Raw genomic sequence first — 16,095 nt, 5'->3', positions numbered from 1 at the left:
CGGAACATTCTTTATTCGCCTTCGTGTTCGACTACACGGACACAATGGCTGTACTCTGGCTGGACGAAGTCACTGCGGACGACCTCGAATCGGTGGGCGGGAAGGGCGCGTCGCTGGGGGAACTCACCGGCGCGGGCCTGCCCGTCCCGTCGGGGTTCGTCGTCGCCGCTGGCACCTACCGCCGGTTCCTGGAGGAGACCGGCATCGAGGAGGAACTCTTCGAGGCCGTCGATGTCGACACCGAGGACTCCGCCGCGCTCGCCGAGGCCCAGTCGCGGGCCGAACAACTCATTCTGGACACCGAGTTCCCCGAGGGGATGCGCGAGGAGATGCTCGCCGCCTACGACGACCTCGGTGACGATCCGTTCGTCGCGGTCCGGTCGTCCGCGACCGCCGAGGATCTGCCCGACGCGTCGTTCGCGGGCCAGCAGGAGACCTTCCTCAACATCACTCGCGAGGACCTCGTCGACCGGGTCAAGCAGTGCTGGGCGTCGCTTTTCACCCAGCGGGCCATCTACTACCGCCAAGAGCAGGGGTTCGACCACTCGAAAGTCGACATCGCTGTCGTGGTCCAGCGGATGGTCGACGCCGAGAAGTCGGGCGTGATGTTCACCAGCCACCCCTCGACCGGGGAGCCAAAGCTCATCATCGAGGCCGCGTGGGGGCTCGGTGAGGCGGTCGTCTCGGGATCGGTCTCGCCCGACAACTACGTCGTCGACCGCGAGACGGGCGAGACCGTCGACGTGACCGTCGCCGACAAGAAGACGATGATGGAGAAAGACGACGAGACGGGCGAGACCGTCGAGCGCGCCGTCGACGACGACCTGCGCGAGTCGCAGGTCCTCGACGAGTCGGACATCGCGCGGCTCGTCGAACTGGGCGAGCGCGTCGAGGACCACTACGGCGGCCCGCAGGACGTCGAGTGGGCGGTCGTCGACGGCGAGGTTTTCATGCTCCAGTCGCGTCCGATCACGACGATCGACGACGAGAGCGAGATCGAGACAGACGCCGGCGCCGGGAGCGCCGAGGGGATCGCCGACGGGAGCGGCGCGGTCGAGTCGGCCGCGGGCGCGAACGCCAGCGCCGAGTCGAGCGGCGACGACGTACTCGTCTCCGGGCTGGGCGCGAGCCCCGGCATCGCGAGCGGCCCGGTCCGCATCGTCACGAAGCTCGACCAGCTCGACAAGGTCGCGGAGGGCGACGTCATCGTCACCGAGATGACGACCCCCGACATGGTGCCCGCGATGAAGCGGGCGGCCGGCATCGTCACCGACGAGGGCGGCATGACCAGCCACGCCGCCATCGTCTCCCGGGAGCTTGGCTGTCCCGCGGTCGTGGGGTCGGGCGACGCCACCGCCGCGCTCGAAGACGACCAGCTCATCACCATCGACGGCGACAAGGGAACCGTCGTCCGGGGCCGTCAGGAGACCGACGAGGAGCGCGAGCCGATCGAGGACGCCCGCCCGAAGACCCCGGTCAAGCCGATGACGGCCACCGAGGTCAAGGTCAACGTCTCGATCCCGGAGGCCGCCGAGCGCGCGGCGGCGACCGGCGCCGACGGAGTCGGGCTCCTCCGAATGGAGCACATGATCCTCTCGACCAACAAGACGCCCGCGAAGTACCTCGACGACCACGGGGTCGACGCCTACGTCACCGAGATCGTCGACGGCATCCGGGGCGTCGCCGAGGAGTTTTACCCCCGGCCGGTCCGGGTGCGGACCCTCGACGCCCCGACCGACGAGTTCCGCCAGCTCGAGGGCGGGGAGGACGAGCCCGACGAGCACAACCCCATGCTCGGCTACCGGGGGATTCGACGGAGCCTCGACCGGCCCGACGTGTTCGCCCACGAGCTCGAGGCGTTCGCCCGCCTCTACGAGATGGGGTACGACAACGTCGAGATCATGTTCCCGCTGGTCAACGACGCCGAGGACGTGCTTCGGGCCCGGAACCTCATGGCGGACGCGGGCATCGACCCCGACAAGCGGACGTGGGGCGTGATGATCGAGACGCCCGCCTCGGCCCTCGGCATCGAGGCGATGGCCGAACAGGGGATCGACTTCGCCTCGTTCGGGACCAACGACCTCACCCAGTACACCCTCGCGGTCGACCGCAACAACGAGAACGTCGCCGACCGGTTCGACGAGCTCCACCCGTCGGTGCTCGAACTCATCTCCCAGACCATCGAGACCTGCCGCGAGCACGACGTCGCGACCTCGATCTGCGGGCAGGCCGGTTCGAAGCCCCGGATGGTCCAGCACCTCGTCAACGAAGGGGTCAGCTCCATCTCGGCCAACATCGACGCGGTCCGGGACGTCCAACACGAGGTCAAGCGCGTCGAACAGAAGCTCGTGCTCGACTCGGTGCGCTAACGACGACTTACCGCGGTCGAACCCTCGATTTCTCCCGGGTCGGACCGCGGACGGTCCCGTCGATTTATCTCCGCACCCGCCGGAGCCGTTCGGTATGTCGACACGATTGGCGACAGCCGCGGTACTCGCGCTCGTCGTCCTCGCGGGGTGTGCGGGGAGCGCGGCCCAGACGGCGACGACCGCCGCGGAGGGCGAGCCGACCGAAACGACGGCCCGGTCCGACGCGTCGAGCGCCGACCTCCCGCCGGGAGTGAGCCCCGACGGCGTCTCGAACGCGAGCGCGCTGGTGGCGGCCCACCGGGCGGCGCTCGCCGAGACGGGCTACACCTACCGGGTCCGGACCGCGGGGTCGGCCGACGGCTCGTTCGACCAGCAGGGGACCGCCCGCGCCGCGGTCGGGACGAACCACGCCCCGATCCGGCTCCGGTCGGTCACCGACGTCCAGTCTGACGACGGTACCCGGCGGATCCGATCGGACATCTGGGCGAACGAGTCGGTCGCCCTCTACGAGTACCGCACCCGGAACCGGACGGTGTACGACAAATCCAACGCGTCGCTGTCGCCCGACGGCGAGCCGGTCGTCGGCTCGACGGCGTTCGACGTGACCGAGCAGGCCTCGCTGGCGCGACTCGTCGAGACCGCGCTCCGGGCCGGCGAGTTCGAGGTCGCAGACGTCGGGTCGACCGACGGATCCACGCTGACCACGCTCCGCGCGACCGCGCCCAACCGGAGTTCGACCGCGTTCGGGAACGTCTCGACGTACGATGCGACGGTCGTCGCCGACGAGCGCGGGCGAATCCACCGGCTCGACGTGACCGTCGAAACCGACCGGACCGGCTTCCGATACGAGTTCACGCTCGAAACGCTCGGCGGGGTCGTCGTCGAGTACCCGGCGTGGGCCGACCGCGCGCTGGCGACCGTCGCCGCCGATATCGACGTCGACTCCGCGGACGACCACTTCGTCGTCTCGAACGAGGGCGGCGAGACGCTCGCGCCCGAGTCGACGGTTCGCGTCCGTCGCGGGGCGAGGAACGTCACGCTCGAACTGAACCGATCGCTCGCACCCGGCGAGGCGGCGTACGTCTACTTCCCCGCCGACGGCGCCGATCCCGTGATCGGCGACGAACCGCCGGCCGAGGGCGAGGCCGACCGGCTCGACGGCGAGTACCGTTTCGTGGTCGCGGGACCGACCGGGACTCCGCTCGTCAACGCGAGCTTCGGCTTCGAGACGGCGTCCGAGACCGAAACGCCGGCCGGGTAACCGCGACTTAGCCGTTCTAAAGCACCGGCTACGCGAGTAAACGAGCCGGTACAATCGAGCCGGTTTAACAGGCACGAGCGCCCACGTCCCGGAAATGCGTGCATCGACGGCCGCGCTGGTTCTGGCGGCGGCGACGCTTCTGGCCGGCTGTTCGGGCGGGACGGTCGCGCCCACGGCGACCGAGACGACGACCGACGCCCCGCCGGTGACCGACGAGGGCGCGAACGCGACGTTCGCACCCGGACTGAACGAGTCGGGCGTCGCGGACGCCGCCGCGCTGGTGGCGGCCCACCGGGCCGCGCTCAACGAGACCGGGTTCGCGTTCGCGTTCCGCGCGAACGTCACGGTCGGGCCCGCGAGCCAGCGGACCGTCCAGCGCGGGCGGGTCGAGACCGGGCTGGCGCCGCTGGTCGTCAACTCCACGAGCGAGCGCGACCTCGGCGACGAGACGACGGCGGTCGCCACCGACATCTGGGCGAACCACACCGCGAGCGTCGTCCGGTACGATCGCGAGGACTGGACGCGGGTCCGGGCGTACAACCGCTCGGGCGAGGGGATCGGCGTCCCCGACGAGTCGTGGGCCCACCTGCCGCGGGCCGACCTCGACTCGCAGGTCACCAACGCGTGGCTCGTCGAACTCGCGCTGGCGGCCGGCGACTACGACATCGACCGGATCGAGGAGCGCGACGGCCGGGAGGTCGCGGTCCTCCGGGCGACCGAGCCCGCCGGCGCGGCCAACGTCACCGACCTCGACGCGACCGCGGTCGTCGACCGCGAGGGCCGGGTCCACGAACTCTCGCTGACGGCGGGCTACGAGGGCGAGGAACCGACCACCCGGGTCCACTACGAGTTCGAACTCGCCGACCTCGACGAGCGATCGGTCGAGCGCCCGAAGTGGGTCGCGCCCGCGCTCAGGTCGACCAACGCGACGGCCGAAACGCCCACGACGGCGCCGGGTTCGGACTGACCCGGCTCCGACCGCGCGCGGGCGTGGGGTCGCCGCATCCGCCACGTTCAAGCCACCGGGACGCAAGCCTCCGAGTATGACACGCTCGGTATGGCTGAAGGCCGACGACGCGGTCGGCGACTGGGACGCGCGTCGGCGACGCATCACCGCGGGACTCGAATCCGGGGTCGACTGGGTGCTCGTCGACCGCGAAGACGTCGGACGCGTCCGGGAGCTCGGGGACGTGAACGTCGCGGCGTTCACCGATGGCGACGCCGAAGTGATCGACGAGGCCGGATCGGCGGCCCAACCCGACGCCTACGTCGTCGGCAAGGACGGCGAGGGCGACGGGACGGTCGATCTCCCCTCGGACTTCTCGGGGTCGGCGGACCTCTCGACGCTCCGGCGCGACGACGACCGGGCCGACGGCGCGTACGTTCGCATCTTCGACGAGGACTACGAGGCGTTCGCCGAGGCGGCCGCGACCGAGGCCGACTACACCCTCGTCGTCGGCGAGGACTGGACGATCATCCCCCTCGAAAATCTCATCGCCCGGATCGGCGAGGAGACCGAACTCGTCGCGGGGGTCACCACGGCCGCCGAGGCCCAGACCGCGTTCGAGACCCTCGAAATCGGGAGCGACGCGGTCCTGCTCGACACCGACGACCCCGACGAGATCCGCGAGACGGTCGCGGTCCGCGACGAGGCCGAACGCGAGACCCTCGAGTTCGACTGGGCGACCGTCACCGCGGTCGAGCGCACCGGCACCGCCGACCGGGTCTGTATCGACACCGGGAGCCTGATGGACCACGACGAGGGGATGTTGGTCGGGTCGATGTCCCGCGGGCTCTTTTTCGTCCACGCCGAGACCGCCGAGTCGCCGTACGTCGCCTCCCGGCCGTTCCGGGTGAACGCGGGCGCGGTCCACGCCTACGTCCGGACGCCCGACGGCGGTACCAAGTACCTCTCGGAGCTGAAATCCGGCGATCAAGTCCAGATCGTCGATCTGGACGGCACCACCAGGGAGGCGACCGTCGGCCGGGTCAAGATCGAGAAGCGTCCGATGTTCCGCGTCGAGGCGGAGTTCGACGACGAGAGTTCGAGCGGCCCCGGCGACCGGGTGGAGACGCTGCTCCAGAACGCCGAGACGATCAAGGTCCCGACCCGCGAGGGCCGGACCGCCGTCACCGATCTCGCGGTCGGCGACGAACTCCGGGTCTACCGCGAGGGCGGCGCTCGCCACTTCGGCGAGACCGTCGAGGAGAGCATCATCGAGAAGTAACTACCGCGAGACCGCGCCGTTCTCGGCCGAGACCTCCCCCTCCGAGCCCTCGTCGCGACCCGGAAGGGGCGCCGTACACCACTGACAGAAGTCGAGGTCCTCGTCGACGGTGCGACCGCACGAGGGACACTCCGCGCCGCCGTTCCCGTCGTCGCCGCCGACGCTGTCGGTCCGGAGCGCGAGCCAGTAGGCGTCGATCCCGCTGAAGATCCGAACCACGAGCACGGGGAGCATCGCCTCCAGCGACAGGTCCGAGGTGGCCTCCATCGCGGCGGTCCACGCCGACTCCATCCCGCCGGCCTCGGCCGACGCCATCACCGAGTCGGGCATCGGAACGAACAGCAAGACCGCGCTGACCGCGAGCGCGAACCACATCGCCGACCGGAGCCACTCCTTCAGATAGACGTGCCCGATACCGGGCAGGAAAAACGACAGTAGGGCGCCCAGCCACGGTCGCTTTCCGGATTTCGTACGAGTCACTGTCCGGGGGTTACCGGCCGACGAATATAAATGCTGTCCCCGCTCACCGCAACTGCTCGACCAGCCCCGCGAGCGTCCGGAGGTCGTACTGACCCGGAGCGGTCGCCTCGGCGGGGTCGACCGGCGCGTACCCGATCTTCGACCCGTACACCGGCGCGACCGCCCGCGAGTGTCGACCCGCCGCGCCCATCGCCATCGTGGCGACCCGCGCGCCCGCCGTCCCGAACTCGTGGGTGACCCCGAGCAGGTCGAGCACGTCGGCCCGGTCCTCGGCGGTCACCGCGAGCTTCCCGACGTCGCCCCGGTCGGTGGCCGATTCGAGCAGGCCGCGCAGTTCGGGCGTCGGCGGCGTGGCCCCGAAGTCGTGGACGGAAGCGATCACGGCGGTCCCGGTCCGGCGAGCGCGCTCGGCGACCGTCTCGCCCTCGCCGTCGGTCAGGCTCTTCAGTTCCACGTCGACCGCGCCGACGCAGGCTAGTTCGGCGGCCTCGGCGAGGGCGGCGAGTCGGGCCTCGTCGTCGCCGGCCTCGCCGCCCTCCCACGCCGCGCGGTTGGTGGCGATAACCGGAAGCTCGCCGTCGTAGTCGGCCAGCGCCGCGAGCGGGTCGTCGGCGAGGTCCATCCGGAACTCGACCGCGTCGGCGTGCGGGCGCGCTCGGGGCTCGGCGTCGAGGTCGCCGACGGCGGCCGCGAGGACGAACTCGTCGAACTCCATGCCCGACCCTGTGGGACCGACCGGTAAAAGCGTATCCGTCGGGTCCGCCCGGGCACTTATTTCGCCGGCTCCCGGAGTAGGGCCATGAGTATCGTCGGCGAGTTCACCATCCCCGCACGCGCCTTCGCGCTGGCGGAGGCGCTGTCGGCGGTCCCCGAGATGACGATCGAGGCCGACCGATTGGCAACTCACAGCCCGAGGGAGGTGTTCCCGTTTCTCTGGGCGACCGGCGGCGACTTCGAGCGGTTCCGGCGAGCGCTGGCCGACGACCCGACGGTCGCCGAGGTCGACGTCGCGGAGGAGGCCGACGGGGAGGTGCTGTACCGGGTCGTGTGGACCGACGAGGTCTGCGATCTGGTCCACGACATGATCGACCACCACGCGGTGATCATCGAGGCGACCGCGCGGTCCGACCGGTGGACCCTGCGACTGCGGTTCGCCGAGGAGGAGATGGTGTCGTCGTTCCAGACCCACTTCCGGGAGACCGACCACTCGTTCGAGGTCAACCACCTCACCCACCCCGCCGAACCGCGCCAGCGCGAGTTCGGGCTGACGCCCGCGCAGTACGAGGCGCTGGTCACGGCGGCCGAGGCGGGGTACTTCGCGGTCCCGCGGGCCGCGTCCGCCGAGGAGATCGGCGAGGCGCTTGGCATCTCGGCCAACGCCGCCTCCCAGCGGATCCGCCGGGGCTCGGAGGCGCTGGTCCGGTCGGCGCTGACGCTTCCCGACGAGACGGGGTAGCTCGGGGCCTCACTCCTCGACCGGCTCGTGGGCGACGACGTACCGGTCGCCCTCGCGCTCGTAGCCGTCGACGGTGTACAGCCGTATCCGGCGCTCCTGTTTCGTCTTCACGCCGAAATCGTAGTGTTCGGCGTCGTAGCCGAGGTCGGCGTCGGCCGCGAACGCGCGGTGGGCGTCGAGTCGCTCGCGGGCCACGCGGTCGGCCAGCGACCCGACGCCGGCGACGCGGTCGTCGAACACCGCCCGGAACTCCCGGTCGAGTTCGTAGCCCACCGAGTCCCGGCCCGCGACCATCGCCGCGAGCGTCGTGGTGCCGGTCCCCCAGAAGGGGTCGAGCACCGTGTCGCCGTACGCCGAGTACATCTGGACGAGCCGATGGGGGATCTCGAAGGGGTAGGCGGCCGACCGATCGCGGAGGGCTTCGGCGTCGAGCGACTGGCCGGTCCCCCGAACGTCGGTCCAGAGGTCCGAGAACCACTCGTTTCGCTCCTCCCAGAAGTAGGCGGCCTCGTAGCGCCGGTCGGCGCCCGGCTCGAACGACCGGGGTTCGGTCCCGTTTCGGAACACGAGGACGTACTCGTGTTCGAGCGTCGGGTAGGCGTTGGGCGGCACCATCCCCGACCCCATGAACTTGGTGTGGCCGTTGGCGGGCTTGCGCCAGACGATCTCGGGCAGCAGCGCGAACCCCCGATCGCGGAGCCGGGCCACCAGTTCGGCCCGGTTCGGGAACACCTGGAAGCCCCCGCCGAGGCTTCGGGTCGCGTCGCCGACGTTGATCGCGGCGATACCGCCGTCGACGAGCACGCGGGCTAGTTCGTCCCACACCGGGTCGAGCGCGTCGTGCATCGCCTCGAAGGCGGCGTCGGCCTCGCCCGCCGCGAGGCGGTCCTCGATCGCGGGGTCGAGCGCCCCGAACAGATCGTCCCACATCTCGATCATGGGGTACGGCGGCGAGGTGACGACCAGTTCGACGGAGCCGTCGCTCACTCCGTCGAGTTCGCGAGCGTCGCCGACGTGGATCCGGTGTTCGGTCTCCATCCGCTTGGTGGCATCTCACGCGGGCGACAGAACGGTCTTTCGGTTCGGGAGACTACAGGACTGCGGGCGCTTCCTCGGCTTCGAGCAGTTCGTGGTAGCGGTTGCGGATCGTGACCTCGCTGATGTCGGCGACCTCGCTGACCTCGGCCTGCGTGGTCTTCTCGTTGGTGAGTAGCGCGGCGGCGTAGACGGCGGCCGCGGCGAGCCCGACCGGCGACTTCCCGCTGTGGACGCCCTGCTCTTTGGCGGTCTGGAGGAGTTCGCGGGCGCGGTGTTCGGCCTCGTCTGAGAGGTCGAGCCCGGAGGCGAACCGCGGGACGTAGCTCTCGGGGTCGGCGGGCTTGACTTCGAGGTTGAGCTCTCGGACCACGTACCGGTAGGTCCGGGCGACCTCGCTCTTCTCGACCCGGCTCACGTCCGCGATCTCGTCGAGGCTCCGGGGGACGCCGGCCTGTCGGGCCGCGGCGTAGACGCAGGCCGTCGAGACGCCCTCGATCGAGCGGCCGGGCAGGAGGTCCTCGTCGAGCGCGCGCCGGTAGATGACCGAAGCGGTCTCCCGGACGTTGTTCGGGAGCCCGAGCGCCGAAGCCATGCGGTCGATCTCGCCGAGCGCCTGCTTGAGGTTGCGCTCTTTGGAGTCGCGGGTCCGGAACCGCTCGTTCCACTTGCGGAGCCGTTGCATCTTCTCGCGCTGGCGCGAACCGAGCGAGTTGCCGTAGGCGTCCTTGTTGCGCCAGTCGATGTTGGTCGACAGCCCCTTGTCGTGCATCGTGTTGGTGGTCGGGGCGCCGACCCGGCTCTTTTCGTTTTTCTCCTTCGAGTCGAACGCGCGCCACTCGGGGCCGCGGTCGACCTGGTCTTCGTCGACGACGAGGCCGCAGTCCTCGCAGACGGTCTCGCCGCGCTCGTCGTCGGCGATGAGGTGGCCGCTGCACTCCGGGCAGGCGGTTCCGTCTTCTCGTTCGTCTTCGACTTCGTTCTCGCTCGCAGTTCTGGTCTGGATTCGGGTGTCTGTCATGCTAGCTCCTCTAATTACGCGAGAGGCCGTGGGCTACCGGGCAGGGGGAAAACCTGAGAAACCCGGACCTCAGTTCTTACACCTCAATACTTCCGAAAGGTATTTAGTATTTTCGGAATTATATTTCGCGGTTCGCGTGAACGGCTACCACGGTCCGCGAAGTCGCCGCGGAGACGGCGCGTCTCTCGGACTGGGCGCGGGGCCCCGCGAGCGGACGATTTAATCCCCCGGGGCTCCGAGTGGGACGCGATGGACGCCGCACCCGACCGACCGGAGCCGACGGCCCCCGATTCGCGGCCCGAGCGAATCGTCTCGCTGGCGCCGAGCGCGACCGAGACCCTGCGCGCGCTCGGCGGGCTGGACCGGGTCGTGGGGGCGACCCACCATTGCTCGGATGTCGACGCCGCGCGGGTCGGCGGCTGGCTCGACCCCGACTACGACGCGGTCGCGGCCCTCGACCCCGACCTCGTGGTGACGTCCGACGACCTCCAGGCGGAGGTCGCCGCCGACCTCCGCGAGCGCGGCCACGAGGTGTTCCACGCGGCGCCGGCCACGCTCGCGGACGTCGTCGAGTCGTTCGCCGCGTTCGGGGCGGCCGCCGGGCTCCCGAAGGCGGGCCACGACCTCGCGTGGCGCGCCCGGAGCCGGCTCGACCGCGTCCGGGGGCTCGTGGCGGGCCGCGACCGCCCGGTCGTCTACGCCGAGGAGTGGTCGGACCCGCCGATGGCGGCGGGCAACTGGGTGCCCGAGGCCATCGAGACCGCCGGCGGGCGCTACCCGTTCGTCCCGCCGGGCGAACGCTCTCGGGAGGTCTCGGCCGCGAGCGTCGAAGCCGCCGGCCCCGAACACGTCGTGCTCCACGTCTGCGGGCACGGCGAGCGGAGCGACCCCGCGGTCGTGGCCGACCGGGGCTGGGAGCTCCCGGCGATCGAACGGGACAACGTCCACGTCCTCGACGACTCGCTTTTGAACCAGCCGAGTCCGCGGCTGATCGAGGGCGTCGAGACGCTCGCGGCCGTCCTCCACCCCGCGGCGATCGAGGCGTAGGTCGGCTCGCGTCGGGGGATCGGCCCGCGAGCGCAACCGCCAAGTCGGACGCCCGTCTCGGCTCGGGTATGCGAGTCGCCGTCGGCAGCACGAACCCGGTGAAGCGGCGGGCGACCGAGACCGCGCTCTCGGGGGTCACAGACGCGTCGGTCGACGCCGTCGACGTCCGGTCGGGCGTGAGCGAACAGCCGTTCGGCCCGTCGGAGACGATCGAGGGCGCGCGGACCCGCGCCCGGAACGCCCTCGACGCCGGCGCGTTCGATCTCGGCGTCGGCCTCGAAGGCGGGGTCGCCGAGGTCGAGGGCGCCGACGGCCTGTTTTTGACCATGTGGGCGGCGGTCACCGACGGCGAGCGATCGGGGCTCGGCGCGGGCCCGCGACTCGGCCTCCCCGAGTCGGTCGCCGCCCGCGTCAGGGCCGGCGAGGAACTCGGTCCGGTGATGGACGACGTCTTGGGCACCGCCGACGTCGCGGAACGGCAGGGTGCGGCCGGGGTGTTGACGGGCGAGGTCATCGACCGCGAGAGCGCGCTCGCCGCGGCGCTCGCGGGCGCGCTCGGCCCGTTCGTGACCGACCGCTACGAGTGAGGCGGCGGGGCGGCTGTGGTCTCGATCACGCTGCGGAAAAAGCGAGAGCGGAATCGAACCGCGGAAACCCCCGAGCGCGTGCCAGCAGCGGAACGACCGGGGACGGGGTTCGGCGGGCGGCTTCAGGCCGTGACCTTCCACGTCGTCGACGAGGAGTACCCCCACTTCTCGACGTCGACGTCGAAGCTCCCCTCGGCGATGGCGGTCATGTTCGCGCCGACCTCCTTGGCGGTCAGGCCGAGTTCGTCGCCGATGAGCCGGGACTTGAAGTACGTCTTGGTGTCGCCGTGCTCGCGGAGGTACCCGAGGATGCGCTGTTGCTTGTCGGTGAGGGTGGTCGTGCCAGCAGCGGTCGTGCTCATGACTATCTCTACGTAGCGCGGCGTCCGCCTTAGGGGATTTGGTACACCCGGTTAACACGCCGCCCGCATGCGATTTCGCAAGCTGGGAAACGAACAAAACACCCCCGGGACGGGGTGTTGGTACGGCTGGTTAATCCGGAGTTTCGCCCGGGCCGCCCGCCCGGGCGGATTCGGCCGGCGACCGAAACGGTCGAAACGGCGGGAAACGTCGCGTGGAACGAGAGTAACGCCGAGTTACCGGCGGGTGTCTCGTCGCGTCGGCCGCGATCGCCGTCCGACGGCTCCCGAGCGCGTCGAAGGCCCGCTTAGCCCGTCGCTGACTCCCGGAACGGAGCAGAAGGTACTTAGGCCGGCGGACTGTCCCGTTCGACAATGAGTGGCCGCGCAGTCGAGGTCAGCGTCGTCCTCCCGGCCTACAACGAGGAGGCGACCATCGAGAACACGGTCGAGACCACGCTCTCGACGCTGGGGTCGTTTCTCCCCGCGGGAGCCTTCGAGGTCATCGTCGCCGAGGACGGGTGCGACGACCGTACGCCCGATATCGCCGACCGGATGGCCGCCGAGGACGACCGGGTCCGACACTTCCACAGCGACGAGCGACTCGGCCGCGGCGGGGCGCTCAACCGCGCGTTCGAGGCCGCCGACGGCGAGACGCTGGTGTACTTCGACACCGACCTCGCGACCGACATGCGACACCTCGAAGAGTTGGTCGAGAGCGTCCGGACGGGCGGGTACGAGTTCGCCACCGGCTCGCGGTGGATGCCCGGCGACGAGGCCGACCGGCCGGCGAAACGCGACGTCGCCAGCCGGGGGTTCAACGGGCTGACCCGTACGTTCCTGGGCTCGGGGCTCCGGGACCACCAGTGCGGGTTCAAGGCGTTCGATCGCGCGGCACTGTTCGACGTGCTGGCCGACGTCGAGGACGAACACTGGTTCTGGGACACCGAGGTGCTGGTCCGGGCCCAGCGGCGGGGCTACGACGTCAAGGAGTTCGCGGTCGACTGGACCCCGAAAGGCGACTCGAAGGTCGACATCGTCCGGGACGTGTTCGGCATGGGGAGCCAGATCCTGCGGTGCTGGTGGGAGTTTTCGGTCCAGCCTCGGATCACCCGTCGGGTGTCGATCGTCGCGGGTCTGCTGTTGACGGTGATCGCGATCGCGCTGACGACCCTCTACCTCCCGGTCGAGGAGGTGCTCGCCCGGATGCGGGCGGCCGACCCGACGCTGGTCGGGGTCGCCGCGGTCGTCTACGCGCTGTCGTGGCCCCTGCGCGGGCGCCGGTACAAGGACATCCTCGAAGAACTCGACTACACCGAGACGACTGGGTTCCTGACGGGGGCGATCTTCATCAGCCAGACCGGCAACCTCGTGTTCCCGGCGCGGCTCGGCGACGGGGTCCGGGCCTACGTCGTGAAGGCCCGCCGGTCGATCCCGTACCCGACCGGGTTCGCGTCGCTGGCGGTCGAGCGCGTCTTCGACCTGCTGACGATCACGGTGCTCGCGGGCGCGGTGCTGATCGGGCTCGCGCTCACCGGCGTGACCTCGATCGCGGGCCTCCAGTCGACCGTGCTCGGCCCCGGGCCGGCCGAGGGCGGCGTCGGGTCGAGCGGCCAGACCGCGGTGTACGTCGCGGGCGGGGTCGGCCTCGCGGCCATCCTCGCGGTCGCGGTCATCGTCGCCAGCGCCCGGTCGGACCGCAACTTCGTCCGCGGGGCGGTCTCGCGGCTCAGCTCGGACTCGTACGCCGAGTACGTCGCGGGCGTCGTCGAGCGGTTCACGGGCGACGTCCAGACCGTCGCGGGCGACCGGGGCGCGTTCGCCACGGTGGGGGCGTCGAGCCTCGCCATCTGGACGCTCGACGTGGCGACCGCTTTGCTCGTGCTCGCGGCGTTCGACGTCTCGCTACCGGTGGTCACGATGGTCGCGGTCGGCTTCTTCGCGGTCAGCGTCGGCAACCTCGCGAAGGTGTTGCCGCTGTCGCCCGGCGGCATCGGCCTCTACGAGGGGGCGTTTACGGTCCTCGTGGCGGGGCTGACCCCCATCGGCTGGAGCGTCGCGCTCGGGGCGGCCATCCTGGATCACGCGGTCAAAAACGTCGTTACGCTGATCGGTGGCGTCGGCTCGATGCTGGTGTTGAACGTCTCGCTGACCGAGGCGGTCGAGCAGAGCAAGCGCGTCGAGGCCGAGGCCGCCGAACCGACCGACGACTGAATCGGTCCGTTTTGGGTTCGCGGCGCCGGAAAACGAGGCGCCCGCTACGGGTCGAACGAGATGAAGCCGTCGGCCTGGGCCGCGAACGACGCGGCGCGTTCGCCGAACGAGTCGGCGTACCGCACCAGGAGCGTGATGACCGTCTCGGGTTCGCGGACCGCGTAGCCGTCCTCCCGGTCGAGGAGTCCGGCCTCCTCCAGGCTGGCGGCGTACTTGCTCACGGTCGGTCGCGAGACGTCGAGGGCGTCCGCGAGGTCGCTACCGGTCGCCGCGGGGTCTCTGAGCAGTTCGATCAACATCCCCCGCGGGGTCTCCCGGCGGAGGTAGCCGAGCGCGACCTGCTCGAACGCCGAGAACTGCTCGGTGGGGTAGAACCGGCGGTAGTCGCCGTCGCGACGGCTCTCGAGGGTCTTTGCGTCGAGGAGCTCTCGGAGGTGGTGTTGGGCCTCGCCGGTCCCGAGTTGCAGGTCGTCGCGGATCTTCGAGAAGTGCGCGCCCGGCGTGGTCGCGACGTAGCCCGCGATGGCGTCCCGGACTTCGCTCTCGTCGCCGTCGTCGTCCCGGAGCGTGGCAAGCGGCGTCGCGGCGCCTAACACCGCGAAGCGCCGAAGCGTCGCCCGCTTATTTTCGTCCACGTCGGAACGCTCACTCATCTACACGGGATTCTCGGTACGGAGGATTAAAACGTCTTCGTTTGCCAAACCCTCGCACACCAGAGGGGTCGGCGTCGGCGCCGAGCCGGCTCGTTCGGCGCTCGCTCGCCGGGATCGGTCGCGGCCTCTCGGACCCCAGTCACAATTGGTTTCATCTGCTCGCCAAGACGGCCCGATAACGGCGGGGCTCTCGGGCGAGCGCGAGACACGAAAGCGTCCGAAGAGTAGGGGTTACTTCTCTACTTCGGCGTCCATCTCCGGCTCGACGTCCTCGACGGGGTTCTCCTCGTCCATCTCCTGGATGACCTCGTCGGGGCTCTTGATGTCGGTCGGATCCTCGCCCTGCTTGATGGCCTCGGCCTCCTGCTCCATCGCTTCGACGTCCATCTCGGCCTCCTCGTCGATCTGGCCGAGGATCTCCTCGATGTTGTCGAGGCCGATCAGCTCGCGGGTCTCCTCGTCGAAGTCGAGGCTGTCGAGCTGGTCGCCGTCGGTCTCGACGTCGCTGCCGGTGAGGTGCTTGCCGTAGCGACCGACCAGCGACGACAGCTCCTGGGGGAGCACGAACGTGGTCGACTCGCCCTGCCCGATGGATTCGAGCGTCTCCATCCCCTTGTCGATGACCGCGCGCTCGCCCATCGACTCGGCGGACTTCGCTCGCAGGACCGTCGAGACCGCGTCACCCTGCGCTTCGAGGATCTGGCTCTGCTTTTCGCCCTGCGCCCGGATGATGTTCGACTGCTTGTCACCCTCGGCGGTCTCGATGGCGCTCCGGCGCTCACCCTGGGCCTCCAGAATCATGGCCCGGCGCTTGCGCTCGGCGGACGTCTGTTGCTCCATCGCCTGCTGGACGTCCTTGCTCGGGTTGACCTCCCGGACCTCGACGCTCTCGACGCGGATGCCCCACTCGTCGGTGGGCTCGTCGAGCTCTTTGCGGATCTTGGCGTTGATCTGCTGGCGCTTGTTGAGCGTGTCGTCGAGTTCCATGTCGCCCAGCACCGCCCGGAGGGTGGTCTGTGCGAGGTTCGAGACCGCTCGCTTGTAGTCTTCGACTTCGAGGAACGCCTTCTTGGCGTCCATGACCTTGATGTAGACGACGGCGTCGGCGGTCACCGGCGAGTTGTCGCGGGTGATCGCTTCCTGTCGCGGTACGTCGAGGGTCTGGGTCCGCATGTCGAAGCGGTGGGTCGCGCTCACGAACGGCGGGACGAAGTTGATGCCGGGTTCGAGGAGCTTTCGGTACTCGCCGAACACGGTCAGCGCGCGCTTCTCCGTCGCGTCGACGATCTCGACCGACTGCCAGACGGTAATGACGACTAACGCGAGGAACAGCAGCGCGACGACGGTGAGCCCGCCGAAGGTAGCTTGTAGCGGAACTAACATAC

15 protein-coding genes are annotated in these 16,095 nt (G+C 70.0%); 8 read left to right on the top strand and 7 right to left on the bottom strand.

Features of this window, described 5'->3' with window-relative positions:
- Positions 1-44 precede the first annotated feature (44 nt).
- The 4 genes from ppsA (at position 45) to EPY72_RS04780 (ending at position 5,858) form a co-directional block, all read left to right on the top strand.
- Positions 45-2,369 carry a phosphoenolpyruvate synthase gene (gene ppsA, locus EPY72_RS04795; protein WP_134669373.1) on the top strand — a complete coding sequence of 775 codons (2,325 nt, stop codon included), beginning with the start codon at positions 45-47 and terminating at the stop codon, positions 2,367-2,369.
- A gap of 94 nt (positions 2,370-2,463) precedes the next feature.
- Positions 2,464-3,630: a hypothetical protein gene (locus EPY72_RS04790; protein ID WP_135805732.1), complete on the top strand. Its 1,167-nt coding sequence runs from the start codon at positions 2,464-2,466 to the stop codon at positions 3,628-3,630.
- A gap of 94 nt (positions 3,631-3,724) precedes the next feature.
- On the top strand, positions 3,725-4,597 hold the full coding sequence (locus EPY72_RS04785) for a DUF7537 family lipoprotein (protein ID WP_135805731.1): 873 nt from the start codon (positions 3,725-3,727) through the stop codon (positions 4,595-4,597).
- 76 nt (positions 4,598-4,673) lie between these two features.
- Positions 4,674-5,858: a 3-dehydroquinate synthase II gene (locus EPY72_RS04780; protein WP_135805730.1), complete on the top strand. Its 1,185-nt coding sequence runs from the start codon at positions 4,674-4,676 to the stop codon at positions 5,856-5,858.
- Here EPY72_RS04780 and EPY72_RS04775 read toward each other — a convergent pair whose 3' ends face one another.
- Positions 5,859-6,338 carry a zinc ribbon domain-containing protein gene (locus EPY72_RS04775; RefSeq protein WP_134669366.1) on the bottom strand — a complete coding sequence of 160 codons (480 nt, stop codon included), beginning with the start codon at positions 6,336-6,338 and terminating at the stop codon, positions 5,859-5,861.
- A 43-nt stretch (positions 6,339-6,381) separates the two neighbouring features.
- Positions 6,382-7,053: a type I 3-dehydroquinate dehydratase gene (locus EPY72_RS04770; RefSeq protein WP_134669364.1), complete on the bottom strand. Its 672-nt coding sequence runs from the start codon at positions 7,051-7,053 to the stop codon at positions 6,382-6,384.
- A gap of 84 nt (positions 7,054-7,137) precedes the next feature.
- Here EPY72_RS04770 and EPY72_RS04765 point away from each other — a divergent pair, with 84 nt between their 5' ends.
- A complete protein-coding gene (locus EPY72_RS04765; protein ID WP_134669363.1) occupies positions 7,138-7,794 on the top strand; it encodes a helix-turn-helix domain-containing protein in 657 nt (218 codons plus the stop codon).
- A 9-nt stretch (positions 7,795-7,803) separates the two neighbouring features.
- On the opposite strand, the gene EPY72_RS04760 is transcribed toward EPY72_RS04765, so the two are convergent.
- Both EPY72_RS04760 and EPY72_RS04755 read right to left on the bottom strand, forming a co-directional pair.
- Positions 7,804-8,832, bottom strand: a complete 1,029-nt coding sequence (locus EPY72_RS04760; RefSeq protein WP_135805729.1) for a DNA-methyltransferase — start codon at positions 8,830-8,832, stop codon at positions 7,804-7,806.
- A 52-nt stretch (positions 8,833-8,884) separates the two neighbouring features.
- Positions 8,885-9,850: a transcription initiation factor IIB gene (locus EPY72_RS04755; protein ID WP_134669359.1), complete on the bottom strand. Its 966-nt coding sequence runs from the start codon at positions 9,848-9,850 to the stop codon at positions 8,885-8,887.
- 249 nt (positions 9,851-10,099) lie between these two features.
- On the opposite strand from EPY72_RS04755, the gene EPY72_RS04750 reads away from it, so the two are divergent.
- Both EPY72_RS04750 and yjjX read left to right on the top strand, forming a co-directional pair.
- A complete protein-coding gene (locus EPY72_RS04750; protein WP_135805728.1) occupies positions 10,100-10,897 on the top strand; it encodes a helical backbone metal receptor in 798 nt (265 codons plus the stop codon).
- Positions 10,898-10,965: 68 nt separating this feature from the next.
- Positions 10,966-11,484, top strand: a complete 519-nt coding sequence (yjjX, locus tag EPY72_RS04745) for an inosine/xanthosine triphosphatase (RefSeq protein ID WP_135805727.1) — start codon at positions 10,966-10,968, stop codon at positions 11,482-11,484.
- Between the two features lie 122 nt (positions 11,485-11,606).
- Here yjjX and EPY72_RS04740 read toward each other — a convergent pair whose 3' ends face one another.
- Positions 11,607-11,846, bottom strand: coding sequence for a DUF7123 family protein (locus EPY72_RS04740; protein WP_134669353.1), 240 nt, complete (start codon positions 11,844-11,846; stop codon positions 11,607-11,609).
- 372 nt (positions 11,847-12,218) lie between these two features.
- Between EPY72_RS04740 and EPY72_RS04735 the strand changes: the two genes are divergently transcribed.
- On the top strand, positions 12,219-14,057 hold the full coding sequence (locus tag EPY72_RS04735; protein ID WP_134669352.1) for a flippase-like domain-containing protein: 1,839 nt from the start codon (positions 12,219-12,221) through the stop codon (positions 14,055-14,057).
- 44 nt (positions 14,058-14,101) lie between these two features.
- On the opposite strand, the gene EPY72_RS04730 is transcribed toward EPY72_RS04735, so the two are convergent.
- Entirely contained in the window at positions 14,102-14,710 is a 609-nt protein-coding gene (locus EPY72_RS04730; RefSeq protein WP_135805726.1) for a winged helix-turn-helix transcriptional regulator, read from the bottom strand.
- Between the two features lie 231 nt (positions 14,711-14,941).
- Positions 14,942-16,093, bottom strand: a complete 1,152-nt coding sequence (locus tag EPY72_RS04725; RefSeq protein WP_209019551.1) for an SPFH domain-containing protein — start codon at positions 16,091-16,093, stop codon at positions 14,942-14,944.
- Positions 16,094-16,095: the final 2 nt, after the last annotated feature.

It is taken from the genome of Halorussus marinus (genome assembly GCF_004765795.1).
In the GTDB taxonomy this organism is placed as follows: Archaea; Halobacteriota; Halobacteria; order Halobacteriales; family Haladaptataceae; genus Halorussus; species Halorussus marinus.
This window is presented reverse-complemented; position numbering and strand designations above follow the sequence as displayed.